The sequence below is a fragment of the Cytobacillus massiliigabonensis genome, assembly GCF_900199725.1.
GTDB lineage: Bacteria > Bacillota > Bacilli > Bacillales > Cytobacillaceae > Cytobacillus > Cytobacillus massiliigabonensis.
Window position 1 is genome coordinate 1,086,552 of sequence record NZ_LT904904.1, and the last position, 16,122, is coordinate 1,102,673.

Sequence of the window (16,122 nt, forward strand, 5' to 3'; positions counted from 1 at the left end):
TTTTAATTAGCGCCCGTAGCTCAATTGGATAGAGCGTCTGACTACGGATCAGAAGGTTATGGGTTCGACTCCTTTCGGGCGCGCCATTTAATAACGGGAAGTAGCTCAGCTTGGTAGAGCACTTGGTTTGGGACCAAGGGGTCGCAGGTTCGAATCCTGTCTTCCCGACCATTCATATCTAATGGGGCCTTAGCTCAGCTGGGAGAGCGCCTGCCTTGCACGCAGGAGGTCAGCGGTTCGATCCCGCTAGGCTCCACCATAATCTTATAATCATATTTTGGCGGTGTAGCTCAGCTGGCTAGAGCGTACGGTTCATACCCGTGAGGTCGGGGGTTCGATCCCCTCCGCCGCTACCAAAATATTCAGGATTATATTTAGGACCTTTAGCTCAGCTGGTTAGAGCAGACGGCTCATAACCGTCCGGTCGTAGGTTCGAGTCCTACAAGGTCCACCATATGTATTGTTTGGAGGAATACCCAAGTCCGGCTGAAGGGATCGGTCTTGAAAACCGACAGGCGGGTCAAACCGCGCAGGGGTTCGAATCCCCTTTCCTCCTCCATTTATTTTAATATTACTATCGCGGGGTGGAGCAGTTCGGTAGCTCGTCGGGCTCATAACCCGAAGGTCGCAGGTTCAAATCCTGTCCCCGCAATCTGGTCCGGTAGTTCAGTTGGTTAGAATGCCTGCCTGTCACGCAGGAGGTCGCGGGTTCGAGTCCCGTCCGGACCGCCATTTTTTTAAATACATATGTGGCTCAGTAGCTCAGTCGGTAGAGCAGATTGCAGTACGAAGCATTGCATCTTCGATTAGCAATCTGTGACAAAGACCATAGGGCTTTGGAACAAAGGTCACTCTGTAATTAAAATTTAGGAAGCAAAATTTTATATGGCTCAGTAGCTCAGTCGGTAGAGCAAAGGACTGAAAATCCTTGTGTCGGCGGTTCGATTCCGTCCTGAGCCACCATTTGTTATATTGCGGGTGTAGTTTAGTGGTAAAACCACAGCCTTCCAAGCTGTTGTCGAGGGTTCGATTCCCTTCACCCGCTCCATTATTTGTAATATAATGGGCCTATAGCTCAGCTGGTTAGAGCGCACGCCTGATAAGCGTGAGGTCGATGGTTCGAGTCCATTTAGGCCCACCATGAATAAATTATATACTATTCCGCAGTAGCTCAGTGGTAGAGCTATCGGCTGTTAACCGATCGGTCGTAGGTTCGAGTCCTACCTGCGGAGCCATCATATGGGGAAGTACTCAAGAGGCTGAAGAGGCGCCCCTGCTAAGGGTGTAGGTCGGGTAACCGGCGCGAGGGTTCAAATCCCTCCTTCTCCGCCATATGCTGGCCCCTTGGTCAAGCGGTTAAGACACCGCCCTTTCACGGCGGTAACACGGGTTCGAATCCCGTAGGGGTCATAAAAAAAAGCTGTCAACTATAAGTTGGCAGCTTTTTTTTGGTATTTCTCATATATTTTCTAAAGACCAAAAGCCCGATAAAATTCGGCGAATGCCGAATAAATTCGAAAATATGTTAGATAAAACAAAGGATCTATATTTCTGGCCGCAAATCGCTAATCAAACTTAACTTCTCTTTCCACTAGCTTTCTTCCTGGATTGTTCAAGTCAATATCAGAAGTAATTCCAGTAGATGGTCCCCTAAATAAATCTCCGACTGCAAGTATTTTTCCGTCAGGCGCTTCGAATAAAGGTGTTTTTACTTCATTTTTAGTTGCTTCATTAATTAAGTACTCTTCCTCTTTATTACTCAATACAGTATTCCACCTTTCAAAAATTTCTTGTCTTAGTTTGTCTACAGTTAGTTGATTTTATGTCGAAATCAAATGAATGGTTCAGAATCCTACCGCTATATATCATTTTCCTTCACTTATTGTCAATAAATTTAGAAAGTTTTTACAAGGTTATTGCCATTATCAAACGAATATATTCATGGAGATCAACAAATAGCTGTATGGGAGAAGGGGTGTAATGAATACTGTATCTGATTATGAAATGCACTTATTTCATGAAGGAACATTATATGAGAGTTATCGTCTCTTTGGTGCTCACCTGATTAAGGAAAATGAAAGAACAAATACACGTTTTTGTGTTTGGGCACCAAACGCTCAATCTGTCAGATTAGTTGGAAATTTTAATGACTGGAATGGAGAACGCTTTCAGTTACATAGAGTAAATAATGAAGGGATATGGAGCATTCTAATAAAAGAAGATATGCAAGGATGCATATATAAATATGAAATCATTTCCCGAGATGGCAGAAGGATATTAAAAGCTGATCCTTACAGTTTTTTTTCTGAGGTAAGACCGAGAACTGCATCTATTGTTTACTCGTTAGAAGGCTATAAATGGAATGACTGTGAGTGGATAAGGAAAAGGAGGGAAAGGAATCATCTTGCAGAACCGATGGCAATTTACGAAGTACATATTGGCTCGTGGAGGAAACATAAGGATGGGAATTATTTATCTTATAAGGAATTAGCTGTGCAATTAATCCCATATGTAAAGGAGCTTGGATTCACTCATATTGAGTTATTGCCAATAACTGAGCATCCGCTCGACGAATCATGGGGCTATCAGGGAACAGGGTACTATTCAATAACAAGCAGGTATGGTACGCCGAGAGAATTTATGCATTTCATTGATCAATGTCATCAGCATGGCATAGGGGTCATTCTTGATTGGGTTCCTGGTCATTTTTGTAAGGATGAGCATGGATTATATCAATTTGATGGTTCATTTTTATATGAATATGAAACAACTGCTGACCGGGAAAATGCAGTATGGGGGACAGCAAATTTTGATTTAGGAAAAAAAGAGGTTCAAAGTTTCCTTATCTCGAATGCACGATTTTGGATGGAGTATTACCATATTGATGGTCTTCGGATAGATGCTGTTTCTAATATTCTTTACTGGCCCAATCGCTTTGGAGAGAACAATTTTCAGGGAGCCCAATTTTTAAGAACGCTGAATCAATCGATATTGAATTATGATTCCTCTTTTATAGTGATGGCGGAAGATTCAACATCATGGCCAGGAGTTACTTATCCAGTGCAATATGAAGGGCTTGGATTCCATTATAAATGGAATATGGGATGGATGAATGACATTCTTATGTATATGGAAGCATCTCCAGATCAGCGCAAATATCTTCATGGAAAAATCACGTTTTCACTGCTTTATGCATTTAAAGAGAACTTTGTTCTTCCGCTTTCCCATGATGAAGTGGTTCATGGGAAAAAATCACTTTTGAATAAAATGCCAGGTGATTACTGGCAAAAGTTTGCTCAATATCGCCTGCTTCTAGGCTTAATGATGGCACATCCGGGGAAAAAATTACTCTTTATGGGATTTGAGCTTGGACAGTTCGATGAATGGAAGGAACAATCACAATTAGATTGGAACTTGCTTGAAATTGAAATGCATCAAAAGTTGAATGGATATGTAAAAGAGCTGCTCTCACTCTATAAACGTTTCAAACCGCTGCATGAATTAGACTCCTTAAGTAAGGGATTTGAATGGATTGATGTACATAATCATCAGCAATCGATCTTTTCTTTTATCCGGAAAGGAAAAGAGGGTGAGGAGCATCTAGTTGTTGTTTGTAATTTCACGGAACATGTTTACTATGACTATCGGATTGGCGTTCCGCTAGGAGGCTCCTATCAAGAAATATTCAATAGTGATCACGATAAGTTTGGCGGGTCTCATTTGATTAATATGGGGCAGCTACAAACAGCAAATATTGAATTCCATGGAAAACCATCTTCTTTGAAAATGACCATTCCGCCATTTGGAATTTCAATATTACGTCCAATAAAGCATCGAAGGGAGAGGAAAGTAAATGGGCAAGAAAAAATGCGTGGCCATGCTATTAGCTGGAGGAAAAGGAAGCCGGCTTCACTCGTTGACAAAGAACTTAGCTAAGCCTGCAGTACCTTTTGGAGGAAAATATCGAATTATCGATTTTACCCTAAGCAATTGTACAAATTCAGGTATTGATACAGTCGGTGTTCTTACTCAATATCAGCCTCTCGTTTTGAATTCCTATATTGGCATTGGCAGTGCATGGGATTTAGACAGAAGAAATGGCGGAGTGACGGTTCTTCCGCCGTACAGTGAATCTTCTGAAGTGAAATGGTATAACGGAACAGCAAGTGCCATTTATCAGAATTTAAATTTTATCATGCAGTATGATCCTGAATATGTATTGGTATTGTCAGGTGACCATATTTATAAAATGGATTATGAAAGAATGCTTGAATACCATATCGAAAAAAATGCAGATGTCTCGATTTCTGTTATTGAAGTCCCATGGGAGGAGGCAAGCAGGTTCGGTATTATGAACACAAATATCGAGATGAGAATTATTGATTTTGTAGAAAAGCCAGATGCCCCAATAAACAATCTTGCTTCCATGGGAATTTATATATTTAATTGGGCCGTATTAAAGGAATATTTAGAGAAGGATAATGAAGATTCAAATTCAAGCCATGATTTCGGAAAAGATGTGATTCCCATGCTGTTAACAGAAAATAAAAGGCTATTTGCTTACCCGTTTAAGGGATATTGGAAGGATGTAGGCACAGTACAAAGTCTATGGGAAGCAAATATGGATCTATTGGATGAAAAATGTGAATTGAATTTATTTGATTATGACTGGCGTATTTATTCGGTTAACCCGAATCACCCGCCTCAATATATTTCACCTAAGGCAAAAATAGAAGAGTCTTTAATTAATGAAGGATGCATCATTGAGGGGGATATTGAGAGGTCTGTCCTTTTTCAGGGCGTATCTGTGGGGAGGGGATCATTCATACGTGAAACAGTTGTCATGCCTAATGCAAGAATAGGTCAAAATGTTTTTATTGAAAATGCCATTGTTCCAACAAATATGGTTATACCAGATGGAACTGTAGTTAGAAAATCGGATGAAATTATACTCCTATCAGACGAAATGCTCGAGGAGATCATGCAGATTAAGAGAATTGTCTAGTTTATTTGTCGAGGATAATCAAGTCTAATAAGGAGGAAACGAATTTGAATAAACGAGTTCTTGGTGTGATTGATGCGACTACCTACCATGAGGGGCTAAAGGAGCTAATGATCCACAGGTCTCTTGCAGCCGTTCCTTTTGCAGGCAGATATCGTCTCATCGATTTTGTTTTATCAAACATGGTGAATGCCAATATTGAAAGTGTAGCGATCTTTCCTAAATTTCAATACCGCTCCTTAATGGATCATCTAGGTTCGGGGAAGGATTGGGATTTAAATAGAAAGAGAGATGGGCTATTCTTTTTCCCATCATCCATTATAGAAGGAATACGCAGGGGGATCGGATCTTTCAGTCATTTTGCAGCGAATTTGGATTACTTCCAGCGAAGTAAACAGGAGTATGCATTAATTGCTAATTGTTTTACTGTTTCTAATATGGATTTCAAGCCAGTATTAGATAAACATATTCAAACAGGCTGTGATATTACGGAAATTTATCATTTAGGAAAGTCCATGCAAATGTATTTGGTTAAAACTTCATTCCTTATTGACCTTATTCATGGAAGGGAAAAGACAGGTTATACTTGCATGAGTGATGTAGTTACAGACATTTATCACACCTATCGGATTTGCCGTTATGATTATCATGGCTATGCTGCCATGATTGATTCCATAGAATCCTATTTTGCGGCAAGTATGGAGCTCCTTAGCCCTGAAATATGGAATAAGCTCTTTCAAAAAGATCAGCCAATTTTTACAAAAGTTAAGGATGAGCCGCCGACACGCTATTTAAGGGGTTCATCTGTTCATCATTCGATAATAGCTAATGGGTGCCAGATAGAGGGTGCTGTCGAAAATAGCATAATTTCCCGTGCAGTCAAAATAGGCAGAGGGGCTGTAGTGAAAAACAGCATAATCATGCAGAAGAGCCAGATTGGCGACCATTGTGTATTAGATTCAGTAATTATAGATAAAGACATCAAAATTGAAGCAGGAACGGCTTTGACAGGTTCAAGCACATCACCATATGTGATTCGCAAAGGTACTGGTCGAGGGGTGCTGATGAACATATGAAAGTATTATTTGCTGTTTCCGAATGTGTTCCTTTTGCGAAGTCTGGAGGGCTTGCAGACGTAGCAGGTGCATTGCCAAAGGAATTAGTAAGACAAGGGATAGATATCAGAGTGATTATGCCCAAATACGGATCAATAGAAAATAACCTAAAGGCACAAATGAGAAAAATAGATGATTTTACTGTAGAAGTAGGGTGGAGAAAACAGTATTGCGGAATAGAAGAAATAGAATTTCAAGGGGTTATCTATTATTTTGTGGACAATGAATATTATTTTATGCGTGAAGAATTGTACGGTTATTTTGATGATGGCGAACGATTCGCTTTCTTTAATAAGGCAGTATTAGAATTACCTGTACATATTGGTTTTCAGCCGGATATCATTCATTGCCATGATTGGCATACAGGAATGATCCCTTTTCTTTTAAAAATGGAGTACAAGGAGAAAACAGGCTATCAATCTATTCAAACAGTATTTACGATTCATAATTTGCTATTTCAGGGAATCATGCCAAGAGAGTCACTTAATGAATTATTTGGGTTACAAGAGGAATACTTCCATATTGACTATTTAGAGTTTTATGGATGCATCAGTTTTATGAAGGGAGCAATCGTTGCAGCAGATAAAATCACAACGGTTAGCCCTACATATAAAAATGAAATTCAAACCAGTGCATATGGAGAAATGCTTCATGAGCTATTGCATAGCAGGTCAAGTGATTTAGAAGGAATTTTAAATGGAATTGACTTGGAATTATATAATCCAGAAAGAGATCCCTTTCTATTTAAGTGTTTTAATGGAAAAGGGCTAATAAACAAACAGGAAAATAAATTACATCTGCAGGAACAAATGGGCTTGCCTATTAAAGAGAAAACGCCACTTATTGCGATGATCACAAGGCTTACGAAACAGAAAGGAATCGATCTTGTCCGCCATGTGTTTCGTGAATTGATAGCAGAAGACATTCAGCTCGTCATACTTGGTTCTGGTGACGATGAATATGAGCATTTTTTTCAGCAAATGGAAGCAGCCTATCCACATAAATGTAAAGCATATATCGGGTTTGATGAAGGACTGGCACATAAGATATATGCAGGTGCAGATTTATTTCTTATGCCATCACAGTTTGAGCCTTGCGGGCTTGGTCAGATGATTGCGATGAGGTATGGGGCAGTTCCCATCGTAAGGGAAACAGGCGGATTAAATGATACGGTCTTATCTTTTAATGAACAAAGCGGGGAAGGAAATGGCTTTTCATTCAGTCCATATCATGCTCATGATATGCTTTTCACAATCGAGAGGGCACTTAGTTTCTATCGTGATGAAGAATGCTGGAGAAAGATTGTGGAAAATGCGATGGCTATGAATTATAGCTGGGCACAATCGGCAATTAAGTATAAACAGCTATATTCAGAGCTCATCTCAAGGAGTGAGATTTATGTTTACTAATAAAGAGGAGTTTAAAGAGAACTTCCTAAAAAAGCTTGAGATGATGTATGGAAAGAGTTTTGGTGAGAGTACGAAACGGGACCATTACTTTACATTAGGGAATATGGTAAGAGAGTATATTAGCACGAACTGGATCAATACGAATGAGCGTTATCGTACGGCAAGGGGGAAGCAAGTTTATTATTTATCCATTGAATTTCTGCTTGGACGTCTGCTCCATCATAATTTATTAAATTTGGGTCTTGTGGATGTGGTTAAGAAAGGGCTTGAGGATTTAGGAATCGACCTGTATGAGCTTGAAGAAATTGAACCGGATGCTGGCCTTGGAAATGGAGGACTTGGGAGGCTCGCAGCTTGTTTTATGGATTCATTAGCTTCATTAAATTTTCCAGGCCATGGCTGTGGTATTCGCTATAAGCATGGTTTGTTTGAGCAGATAATTGTAGATGGCTATCAGGTAGAGCTTCCTGAACAGTGGCTTCGGCATGGGCATGTATGGGAGGTAAGGCGAGCAGATTTAGCAATCGAGGTTCCGTTTTGGGGGAATGTTGAGACGAAAATGGAAGATGGAAAATTAGTTTTTCGCCATGAACATACAGAAAGGATTACAGCCGTTCCATATGATTTGCCAATTGCAGGCTATCAAACGGAAACGGTAAACACGCTCAGGCTATGGAATGCAGAGCCTTCTCCATATCCAATCCATCAGGATATATTAACGTATAAGCGGGAAACTGAGTCAGTTTCTGAATTTCTATATCCAGATGATACACATGATAAAGGGAAAATTTTACGATTAAAGCAGCAATATTTTCTTGTTTCAGCAAGTATCCAGTCAATCATTCGGTCTTTTCGAAAGCAAGTTGGCGATTTATATTTGCTGCCGGAACATGTAGCGATTCATATAAATGATACACATCCAGTTCTGGCTATTCCCGAGCTGATGAGGATTTTGCTTGATGAAGAAGGCTTAGGATGGGACGATGCGTGGGATATTACAGTAAATACGATCTCTTATACAAATCATACGACCTTATCCGAAGCACTTGAGAAATGGCCAGTTCGAATTTTCCAGCCATTGTTGCCTCGTATATTTATGATTGTGGATGAAATCAATGAGCGCTTTTGCCGAATGCTCTGGAATCAGTATCCTGGTGACTGGCAGCATATTGAGGATATGGCTATTATTGCTCATCATGAGATTAAAATGGCCCATCTTGCGATTGCAGGAAGCTATAGTGTGAATGGGGTGGCTGCACTTCATACCGAGATTCTAAAAAAGAGAGAAATGAATCAATTCTATCAAGTTTTCCCTGAAAAATTTAATAATAAAACAAATGGAATTACCCATAGAAGATGGCTGTTAAAGGCGAATCCTCTCCTTTCTGAATTAATTACAGAAGGAATAGGGGAAAATTGGATTCGTGAACCTGAGCATTTATGTAAGCTTGCGCAATTTAAAGAGGATTCCTTATTTCTTGAACAGCTATCAAAAGTTAAACAGCATAATAAACGACGGCTAGCAGATAGGATTGCATTCCAAACAGGAATGTCTGTAAATACTGAATCAATATTTGATATTCAAGTGAAACGTCTGCATGCATACAAAAGACAGCTTTTGAATATTCTTCATGTGATGCATTTATATAATAGGCTAAAGGAAGATTCAACCTTTCAAATGCATCCGCGAACGTTTATTTTTGGCGCGAAGGCATCTCCCGGCTATTATTATGCAAAGAAAATTATTAAACTAATTCATACTGTAGCTGATAAGGTAAATAAGGATGTTCGCACAAATGAACTGTTAAAGGTAGTTTTCCTAGAAAATTACCGTGTTTCGCTTGCAGAAGAAATATTCCCAGCTGCTGATATTAGTGAGCAAATATCAACAGCTAGTAAAGAAGCATCTGGAACAGGGAATATGAAGTTTATGATGAATGGGGCAATTACTGTTGGAACACTAGATGGTGCCAATATTGAAATGATGGAAAGGGCAGGAGCAGACAATATTTTTATTTTTGGGCTTACAGCAGAGCAAGTATTAAATTATGATCAAAATGGCGGCTATCATTCAATGGAATATTATTATCATGATAAGCGTATCCGTCAAGTGTTGGATCAGCTGACAAACGGATTCTTCCCGGATTCAGATAATGAGTTTGAACCCATCTTTGATTCTTTGCTGATGGAAAATGATCAATATTTTGTCCTAAGAGATTTCGATTCATATTCAGCTATCCAAGCACAGGCAGGCAAGGTATATGGCAATCAAAATCAATGGCAAAAAATGAGCTTAATGAATATTGCGGGTTCTGGCTATTTTTCAAGTGATCGGACTATAAAAGAATATGCAAATGATATTTGGAATATTAAGCAGGTTTACTATTAACTTCTAGAAATGGGCAAAGTACAGCAGCGAAATGCTCCACCAGATTTAGTGATTTCGGAGACATCTACTTCTATAACTTCGTAGCCTCTAGATTGGAGCTGTTTGTTCACATTTATATTTATTGGCATACTAAAAACCTTTTTATTGCCAATAGAAAGGACGTTTGCGGAATGAGTGAATAGTTCTTCTTTTGTCATTTCAATTAAAAAGTAACGGGATTTCAATAGCTTGACTTGTTCACTATTTACTTCACTCGAACATATTAAAGCTTCTTTCGATGATAAAATGTTAAAAACACAATCAAGGTGAAGGAATGCATCGTTAAATGGAACAGGAATAACTTCATATTTAGGAAGAAGGGCTTGCAAATGACTGACGGCCTGCAAATTAGTCCGTTTACTTAATCCGATATAGACCGTTTCACCATCAATCATAATATCACCGCCCTCAATGTTATAACCTTGTAATTGATGAAAGGGTAATTGCTCTTTCTCAAGCCATTTGATAAGGTGGACTTCTTCCCCCTGCCGAAGATATGTCTGCATATCTGCAACATAGATCCTATTGCCGATAGTAAAACCGATATCACGAGTGAATACTTGATCAGGAAAAGTTTTGTCAGGGGGAAGAAAAACTACTTCAACTCCATGGCTTTTTAGTGCACGGATAAAATGTTTATGCTGCTTTACTGCGAGATCAATATTTATTGATACATTTTTATATTCCTTGTGGTTTGGATCGTTTATGGACATATAATTTGGTTCACATAAAATAACTTTATGAAGAGTGCTGTATTCAGTTTTACAGAAAATATTCTTGCTCTCCGCAGTCATTTATTGATCCTCCTGATAGGATTTTATAGATTTACTCACCTGCAGGATGAGTGTGACGTATGTGTTTTAGTATGGACGTTAATGGAAAAAACATGATGAAAAGAAAAAAGCCTTTGCTGGACGCAAAGGCTTTCGTGTTTTTCAGATGAAATAACCAATAAAAAGACCAATGGATAATAAAAATCCGAAGATCGTATTTGTTTGTGCAGTTGCTTTCATGGCAGGCATCATTTGGATCGGTATTGTTTTTCCGATAAATCCCTTTGTTGCTTTAATCGCTTTCGGTGCACTTAGCACAACGATAGCTAGCCATGGAGAGAAAATATTTAATGCAATCAGGATGAAAACCCATGCATAGGAAACAATAAACATTCCAGCAAGTAATTTAATAGCCGCTTTTCTGCCGATTAAAATAGCTAGTGTTTTTCTGCCAAATTCCTTGTCACCATCTAAATCACGGATATTATTTGAAAGCATAATAGCCCCAACAAGAATAAAAATCGGAATGGATACTAAAACGCTTGTAGAAGTCACGGTATCAGTTTGAATAAAGAATGAAATCAAGATAATGATCATTCCCATAAAGAATCCAGATACGATTTCACCGAATGGTGTATGGGCGATTGGCATAGGACCACCTGTATATAAATAGCCAATCAGCATACAGAAGAGACCTACAAGCGCTAGCCACCAGCTGCTGCTTGCGCAAATATAAATTCCTAATAATAAAGCAATACCGTAAAGTGAAAGGGCTACTTTCAGAATGGTTTTTGGCTTAATGCCTTCACGGACAATTGCTCCACCAATTCCGTGTGAATCTTCAGTATCCAGTCCTCTAACATAATCATAGTATTCATTAAACATATTTGTTGCAGCTTGAATAAGTAAGCTAGCAATTAACATCGCCAAAAACAATCCAAAATGAAGATCTGTTTCGTACATAGCTAATGCTGTTCCAAGCAAGACAGGTACGAAAGATGCGGTAAGTGTGTGTGGTCTTGTTTGCTGCCACCAAACCTTCCAGGTTTTCTTCGAATTAGAAGGCTGAACATTCGTATGCGTCTGTGGTTGCATCTAACTCTCCCCTTATTATCTATATTTAAGTAATTATTTTATCTATCAAACCTATTTATTATATCGAACAACTTATACTTCTGTCAAAATGCATGGTATTCATTTATATATATAAAGTTGGCGTTATTGGAAATATTTGAGTTTTTTAGTTCCGAATCTTTGGTCTTCTATAGTAAGAGAAAAACAGTCCTGAGTGAGTACGATCATTGACATTTGAATGATAAGAAGTGTATGTTAAAATTAGCTTAGACGATGGATAACAGCTATAGGCTGTTGTTGGAGGGATTTTTTTGGTTACGATACAAGAAACGGAACTAAAAGAAGGAATCCTGAAAGCGATTGAGAGGGCAAAGGCCTTATCTAAACCAGTTTTAGTAAGTGAAGTGCAGGAAATAAATCATATAGAACCTCTTACTTTTTTCGCAGCAGGACACGAGCCTTTTTTAGGGGAGCGTTTTTTCTGGAAAGACCCAGCCGATGAAACTTTTATTATCGGACTTGGAATATGCAAGCAAATTCAATCGGATCAGGCGGCTGACCGCTTTTTTCTTGTGGAAGAAGAATGGAATAACTTTATTGAGGATGCGATTATAGAAAATCCATTTCAGCTGAATGGAATCGGCCCTTTAATGTTTGGAGGCTTTTCATTTGATCCGTATAAAGAGAAAACAAAGCTGTGGTCTAAATACTCAGACTCTCTTTTTCATATTCCAAAATTTATGTACAGTGAAATAAATGGCCGCACCTTTTTTACAACGAATATTGTATGCACTCAGCATGATGATTGTTCTCTTGCAGAGACTGTACAAATGGAACGAAGAAACCTATTTGCGGCACTTGCACCTGACAAATATCAAGAGAAATATGAACTTGTAAATGAAAATGAAATCAATCCAGAGAAATGGAAAGATACCGTTGCTGCGGTTGTAGACGAGCTGAAACAAGGCGCGTTAAATAAAGTTGTACTTGCAAGAGAAACAAGATTGCAATTCAGCCAAACGATCCAGTTAGAACAAGTATTAATGAATTTACTTACACTTCAGCGTGAGAGCTTTATTTTTGCATTTGAATCGAACGGGGATTGCTTTATCGGTGCTTCACCTGAACGTCTTGTGAAAAAAAGTGGGTCAAGCTTTTTTACTACCTGTCTTGCCGGCTCCATTGCAAGAGGGAAGACAGAAGAGGATGACCGAATATTGGGCGAAACATTGTTAGCTGATCCGAAAAATATTATCGAGCACCAATATGTTGTACGGATGATTAAAGCGGCAATGGAAGAGGTATGTGAAGAAGTCACCATGCCAAATAAGACGCAGCTGCTGAAAACGAGAGATATTCAGCATCTTTATACACCGGTAACGGGAAAGGCAAAGAAAGACACATCCTTGCTTTTATTAGTTGATCGGTTGCATCCAACACCTGCATTGGGAGGACTGCCAAAAGAAAAGGCTGTCGAGAAGATAAGGGAAGTGGAGGAACTGGATCGTGGGTTTTATGGTGCCCCATTAGGCTGGGTGGACTATAAAGGTAATGGGGAATTCGCAGTATCGATCAGATCGGGCTTGATACAGGGAGACGAGGCTTCGCTCTTTGCTGGCTGTGGTGTTGTTGAGGATTCCAACCCAGAAAGTGAATACGTGGAAACGAAAATTAAATTTCGACCGATGCTAACAGCACTTGGGGGGAGTAATAAATGAATCATCAGGAATCGTTAACCTCTTATATTGCAGCATTTGTATCTGAATTATATAAGAATGGGGTAGAGGATGTAGTTGTAAGTCCTGGTTCTAGATCTACCCCGATGGCAATGGTTATGGCAGAACACCCTGAACTTCGTGTACATATTCATGTAGACGAACGTTCGGCTGCCTTTTTTGCATTAGGTATTGCAAAGGCTTCAAAAAAACCAGTAGCTATTTTATGTACATCTGGAACAGCGGCAGCAAATTATTTTCCAGCTATTGTAGAGGCTAATATTGCGAGGGTGCCTTTAATCGTTATGACTGCGGACCGTCCACATGAATTAAGAGATGTAGGGGCTCCACAAGCGATCAATCAAATTCATTTGTATGGCAGCCATGTAAAATGGTTTGTCGAAATGGCACCGCCGGAAAATTCTGCGGAAATGATCCGGTATGCACGTACAGTTTGTGCGAGAGCTGCAAGTACTGCACTTCGTTCCCCAGCAGGGCCTGTGCATTTGAATTTTCCATTTAGAGAGCCTCTAATCCCGCAGCTTGACCGAGAAGATTTATTTGAGACGTCTGAGCGGTCTAATGGTTATGTGAAGATTCAGTCTGGTGATTTAGCATTAGGTGACGAGCAATACAAAGAGATAGCAGAAAGCATCAGCGCTTATAAAAAAGGAATCATCGTTTGTGGATCAATTGATTCTGATCGTTTTGCAGAAGCGGTAATAAATCTGGCTAAGAAGCTTCAGTTTCCCATTCTTGCGGATCCGCTCTCCCAATTGAGAAGTGGAAAACATGATGGAACTTATATTATTGATACATACGACACCTTTTTAAAAAATGAGAAAGCGAAGAATTTTTTAAAGCCGGATCTTATTATCCGATTTGGGGCAATGCCAGTATCTAAACCGTTAACGATTTTCCTAAAAGAAAATCATGATGTTCTGCAATTTGTTGTTGATAGTGGAGGCGGATGGCGTGATCCGGGCATGGTATCTTCTGAAATGATTTATAGTGAAGAGTCATTGTTTTGTACATCAGTCATTCCTTATGTTAGGCAGGGGGAAGATGCCAGCTATTTTGCACATTGGGAAGAGATCAATCAATTAACGCGCAGTCAATTAGCAGCCATTAGCAAGCTGGATGTATTAAGTGAAGGCAAGCTATTCTATCAGCTAGCTGAAAAGCTTCCAGATGGTGCAACATTATTTGTTGGCAATAGCATGCCTATTCGTGATTTAGATACCTTTTTCCATTTTAATAACAAATCGATTCGAGTTATGGCGAATCGAGGAGCAAATGGCATTGATGGGGTAATTTCTACAGCTTTAGGGGCGGGAGCATGTTCTCAGCCACTTTATTTAGTTCTAGGGGATTTAACCTTTTTCCATGATTTAAATGGGTTAATAGCTGCTAAGCAGTTTGGAATCAATATTCATATTCTCTTAATTAATAATAATGGAGGAGGAATTTTTTCATTTCTTCCACAAGCTAGCCATCCAAAAAACTTTGAAAAATTGTTTGGCACTCCATTAGATTTGCAATTTGAGCATGCAGTAAAAATGTACGGAGGACACTATGAATTAATTTCTGATTGGGAACATTTTTCAACAGTTATGGATTCAGAAATATCCGGTTTGAGAGTGACGGAGATAACCACAAATAGAGACCGGAATATCGCGGAGCATCGCGAATTATGGGATGCGGTTTCCCGGGAAATAGGTCGATTACTGGATGGAAAATGCTGATGAATTTTGACATTGATGGACTTACCTATCATGTAGATGTATGGGAGATCATCCATAATCATAGTGATTCAGCATCAGTTGGGAATAACCCCTTAGTCCTGCTGCATGGTTTTACAGGAAATGCATGTTCCTGGAGAACACTTAAGCCATATTTGAAGGATATCACAGCGATATTTGCCATTGATATTGTAGGGCACGGGAATACGGATACTCCTGCAGATATTTCTAGATATACGATTGAATCTGCGGCAAGAGATATTGATTTGATCTTTCAGCAAATGGGGATTGGACAAGCCAATATTTTAGGCTATTCAATGGGAGGCAGGCTTGCGTTAACGTTTGCGCTTAATTATCCAAATAGAGTAGATAAGTTAATTCTAGAGAGCGCTTCCCCCGGTCTTGAAGAAGAAAAACACCGGGCAGCAAGAAGAATCCAAGATGAGAAGCTTGGGATGCGAATTTTGGAGGAGGGCATCCCTTCCTTTATTGAATATTGGGAGAACATTCCTTTGTTTGCCAGTCAAAAAAGACTAGAAGAGAATATCAAAGAAGAAATCCGTAAACAACGCCTGACAAATTCTAAGATTGGGCTAGTTAACAGTCTTAAAGGAATGGGAACGGGTTCCCAGCCTTCATGGTGGAATCAGCTAGATAAGCTTTCCATGCCTGTTCTGTTGCTTACTGGAAAGCAAGATGATAAATTTTGTCAGATTGCTGATAGAATGCAAGGGAAAATGAAACATGCACGCAGAATAACGATTTCAGACTGTGGCCATGCAATACATGTGGAGAAACCAAAAATATTTGGTACAATAGTAAGTGAATTCTTGTCGAATGAAAAAGGATAGGCTATAAGCTCCT

The 16,122-nt window shown here is 39.3% G+C and carries 11 protein-coding genes and 14 tRNA genes; 22 read left to right on the forward strand and 3 right to left on the reverse strand.

The genetic code is table 11. From position 1 onward, the window contains the following. Positions 1–9 precede the first annotated feature (9 nt). The 14 genes from C1726_RS16430 to C1726_RS16495 all read left to right on the forward strand — a co-directional run bounded on the left by C1726_RS16430 (position 10) and on the right by C1726_RS16495 (position 1,410). Positions 10–86, forward strand: a tRNA-Arg gene (locus tag C1726_RS16430). Between the two features lie 8 nt (positions 87–94). Next, positions 95–171: transfer RNA gene (locus tag C1726_RS16435), tRNA-Pro, on the forward strand. A gap of 12 nt (positions 172–183) precedes the next feature. Then, positions 184–259, forward strand: a tRNA-Ala gene (locus C1726_RS16440). 20 nt (positions 260–279) lie between these two features. Continuing rightward, positions 280–356: transfer RNA gene (locus C1726_RS16445), tRNA-Met, on the forward strand. A 21-nt stretch (positions 357–377) separates the two neighbouring features. Further along, a tRNA-Ile gene (locus tag C1726_RS16450) sits at positions 378–454 on the forward strand. A gap of 12 nt (positions 455–466) precedes the next feature. Then, positions 467–559, forward strand: a tRNA-Ser gene (locus tag C1726_RS16455). 19 nt (positions 560–578) lie between these two features. Then, positions 579–652 (forward strand) — tRNA-Met (locus tag C1726_RS16460). A gap of 3 nt (positions 653–655) precedes the next feature. Further along, positions 656–732 (forward strand) — tRNA-Asp (locus C1726_RS16465). A 155-nt stretch (positions 733–887) separates the two neighbouring features. Further along, positions 888–963 (forward strand) — tRNA-Phe (locus tag C1726_RS16470). 11 nt (positions 964–974) lie between these two features. Then, positions 975–1,048 (forward strand) — tRNA-Gly (locus tag C1726_RS16475). A 16-nt stretch (positions 1,049–1,064) separates the two neighbouring features. Continuing rightward, positions 1,065–1,141: transfer RNA gene (locus C1726_RS16480), tRNA-Ile, on the forward strand. 19 nt (positions 1,142–1,160) lie between these two features. After that, positions 1,161–1,235, forward strand: a tRNA-Asn gene (locus C1726_RS16485). A 6-nt stretch (positions 1,236–1,241) separates the two neighbouring features. Beyond that, positions 1,242–1,332: transfer RNA gene (locus C1726_RS16490), tRNA-Ser, on the forward strand. Between the two features lie 6 nt (positions 1,333–1,338). After that, a tRNA-Glu gene (locus tag C1726_RS16495) sits at positions 1,339–1,410 on the forward strand. 155 nt (positions 1,411–1,565) lie between these two features. On the opposite strand, the gene C1726_RS16500 is transcribed toward C1726_RS16495, so the two are convergent. Continuing rightward, positions 1,566–1,763 (reverse strand): hypothetical protein, encoded by a 198-nt coding sequence (locus C1726_RS16500; RefSeq protein WP_102274146.1) that lies wholly within the window; start codon positions 1,761–1,763, stop codon positions 1,566–1,568. Positions 1,764–1,980: 217 nt separating this feature from the next. Here C1726_RS16500 and glgB point away from each other — a divergent pair, with 217 nt between their 5' ends. The 5 genes from glgB to C1726_RS16525 are packed head-to-tail and all read left to right on the forward strand — an operon-like array spanning position 1,981 to position 9,915. Next, complete coding sequence (gene glgB / locus C1726_RS16505; RefSeq protein ID WP_102274147.1) at positions 1,981–3,936, forward strand: 1,4-alpha-glucan branching protein GlgB; 1,956 nt, start codon at positions 1,981–1,983, stop codon at positions 3,934–3,936. Further along, positions 3,854–5,005, forward strand: coding sequence for a glucose-1-phosphate adenylyltransferase (locus C1726_RS16510; protein WP_102274148.1), 1,152 nt, complete (start codon positions 3,854–3,856; stop codon positions 5,003–5,005). Before glgB ends, C1726_RS16510 begins: the two co-directional genes overlap by 83 nt. Before the next feature lie 44 nt (positions 5,006–5,049). Then, positions 5,050–6,078 (forward strand): GlgC family sugar phosphate nucleotidyltransferase, encoded by a 1,029-nt coding sequence (locus C1726_RS16515; protein ID WP_102274149.1) that lies wholly within the window; start codon positions 5,050–5,052, stop codon positions 6,076–6,078. Beyond that, a complete protein-coding gene (glgA, locus tag C1726_RS16520; RefSeq protein ID WP_102274150.1) occupies positions 6,075–7,526 on the forward strand; it encodes a glycogen synthase GlgA in 1,452 nt (483 codons plus the stop codon). Before C1726_RS16515 ends, glgA begins: the two co-directional genes overlap by 4 nt. Further along, positions 7,516–9,915 (forward strand): glycogen/starch/alpha-glucan phosphorylase, encoded by a 2,400-nt coding sequence (locus tag C1726_RS16525; protein WP_102274151.1) that lies wholly within the window; start codon positions 7,516–7,518, stop codon positions 9,913–9,915. The genes glgA and C1726_RS16525 overlap by 11 nt, the downstream gene beginning before the upstream one ends. Here the strand turns inward: C1726_RS16525 and C1726_RS16530 are convergent. Together C1726_RS16530 and C1726_RS16535 are read right to left on the reverse strand one after the other, a co-directional pair. After that, entirely contained in the window at positions 9,912–10,748 is an 837-nt protein-coding gene (locus C1726_RS16530) for a dimethylarginine dimethylaminohydrolase family protein (RefSeq protein ID WP_102274152.1), read from the reverse strand. The genes C1726_RS16525 and C1726_RS16530 overlap by 4 nt on opposite strands. A gap of 141 nt (positions 10,749–10,889) precedes the next feature. Continuing rightward, positions 10,890–11,822, reverse strand: coding sequence for a 1,4-dihydroxy-2-naphthoate polyprenyltransferase (locus C1726_RS16535; protein WP_102274153.1), 933 nt, complete (start codon positions 11,820–11,822; stop codon positions 10,890–10,892). 290 nt (positions 11,823–12,112) lie between these two features. Between C1726_RS16535 and C1726_RS16540 the strand changes: the two genes are divergently transcribed. Genes C1726_RS16540 through menH form a run of 3 tightly spaced genes read left to right on the forward strand, consistent with a single transcriptional unit; the run spans position 12,113 to position 16,109 of the window. Next, a complete protein-coding gene (locus tag C1726_RS16540; protein WP_102274154.1) occupies positions 12,113–13,519 on the forward strand; it encodes an isochorismate synthase in 1,407 nt (468 codons plus the stop codon). Then, the gene (gene menD, locus C1726_RS16545) at positions 13,516–15,261 is read left to right on the forward strand and encodes a 2-succinyl-5-enolpyruvyl-6-hydroxy-3-cyclohexene-1-carboxylic-acid synthase (protein WP_102274155.1); all 1,746 of its coding nucleotides are present in this window, start codon (positions 13,516–13,518) and stop codon (positions 15,259–15,261) included. Before C1726_RS16540 ends, menD begins: the two co-directional genes overlap by 4 nt. Next, the gene (gene menH / locus C1726_RS16550) at positions 15,261–16,109 is read left to right on the forward strand and encodes a 2-succinyl-6-hydroxy-2,4-cyclohexadiene-1-carboxylate synthase (RefSeq protein ID WP_102274156.1); all 849 of its coding nucleotides are present in this window, start codon (positions 15,261–15,263) and stop codon (positions 16,107–16,109) included. Before menD ends, menH begins: the two co-directional genes overlap by 1 nt. Positions 16,110–16,122 lie beyond the last annotated feature (13 nt).

What these genes read in the sequence shown, in the direction of transcription:
- glgB (WP_102274147.1), top strand. Translation starts at nt 1,981, where the DNA reads ATGAATACTGTATCTGATTATGAAATGCACTTATTTCATGAAGGAACA.
- C1726_RS16510 (WP_102274148.1), top strand. Translation starts at nt 3,854, where the DNA reads ATGGGCAAGAAAAAATGCGTGGCCATGCTATTAGCTGGAGGAAAAGGA.
- glgA (WP_102274150.1), top strand. Translation starts at nt 6,075, where the DNA reads ATGAAAGTATTATTTGCTGTTTCCGAATGTGTTCCTTTTGCGAAGTCT.
- C1726_RS16525 (WP_102274151.1), top strand. Translation starts at nt 7,516, where the DNA reads ATGTTTACTAATAAAGAGGAGTTTAAAGAGAACTTCCTAAAAAAGCTT.
- C1726_RS16530 (WP_102274152.1), bottom strand. Translation starts at nt 10,748, where the DNA reads ATGACTGCGGAGAGCAAGAATATTTTCTGTAAAACTGAATACAGCACT.
- C1726_RS16535 (WP_102274153.1), bottom strand. Translation starts at nt 11,822, where the DNA reads ATGCAACCACAGACGCATACGAATGTTCAGCCTTCTAATTCGAAGAAA.
- menD (WP_102274155.1), top strand. Translation starts at nt 13,516, where the DNA reads ATGAATCATCAGGAATCGTTAACCTCTTATATTGCAGCATTTGTATCT.
- menH (WP_102274156.1), top strand. Translation starts at nt 15,261, where the DNA reads ATGAATTTTGACATTGATGGACTTACCTATCATGTAGATGTATGGGAG.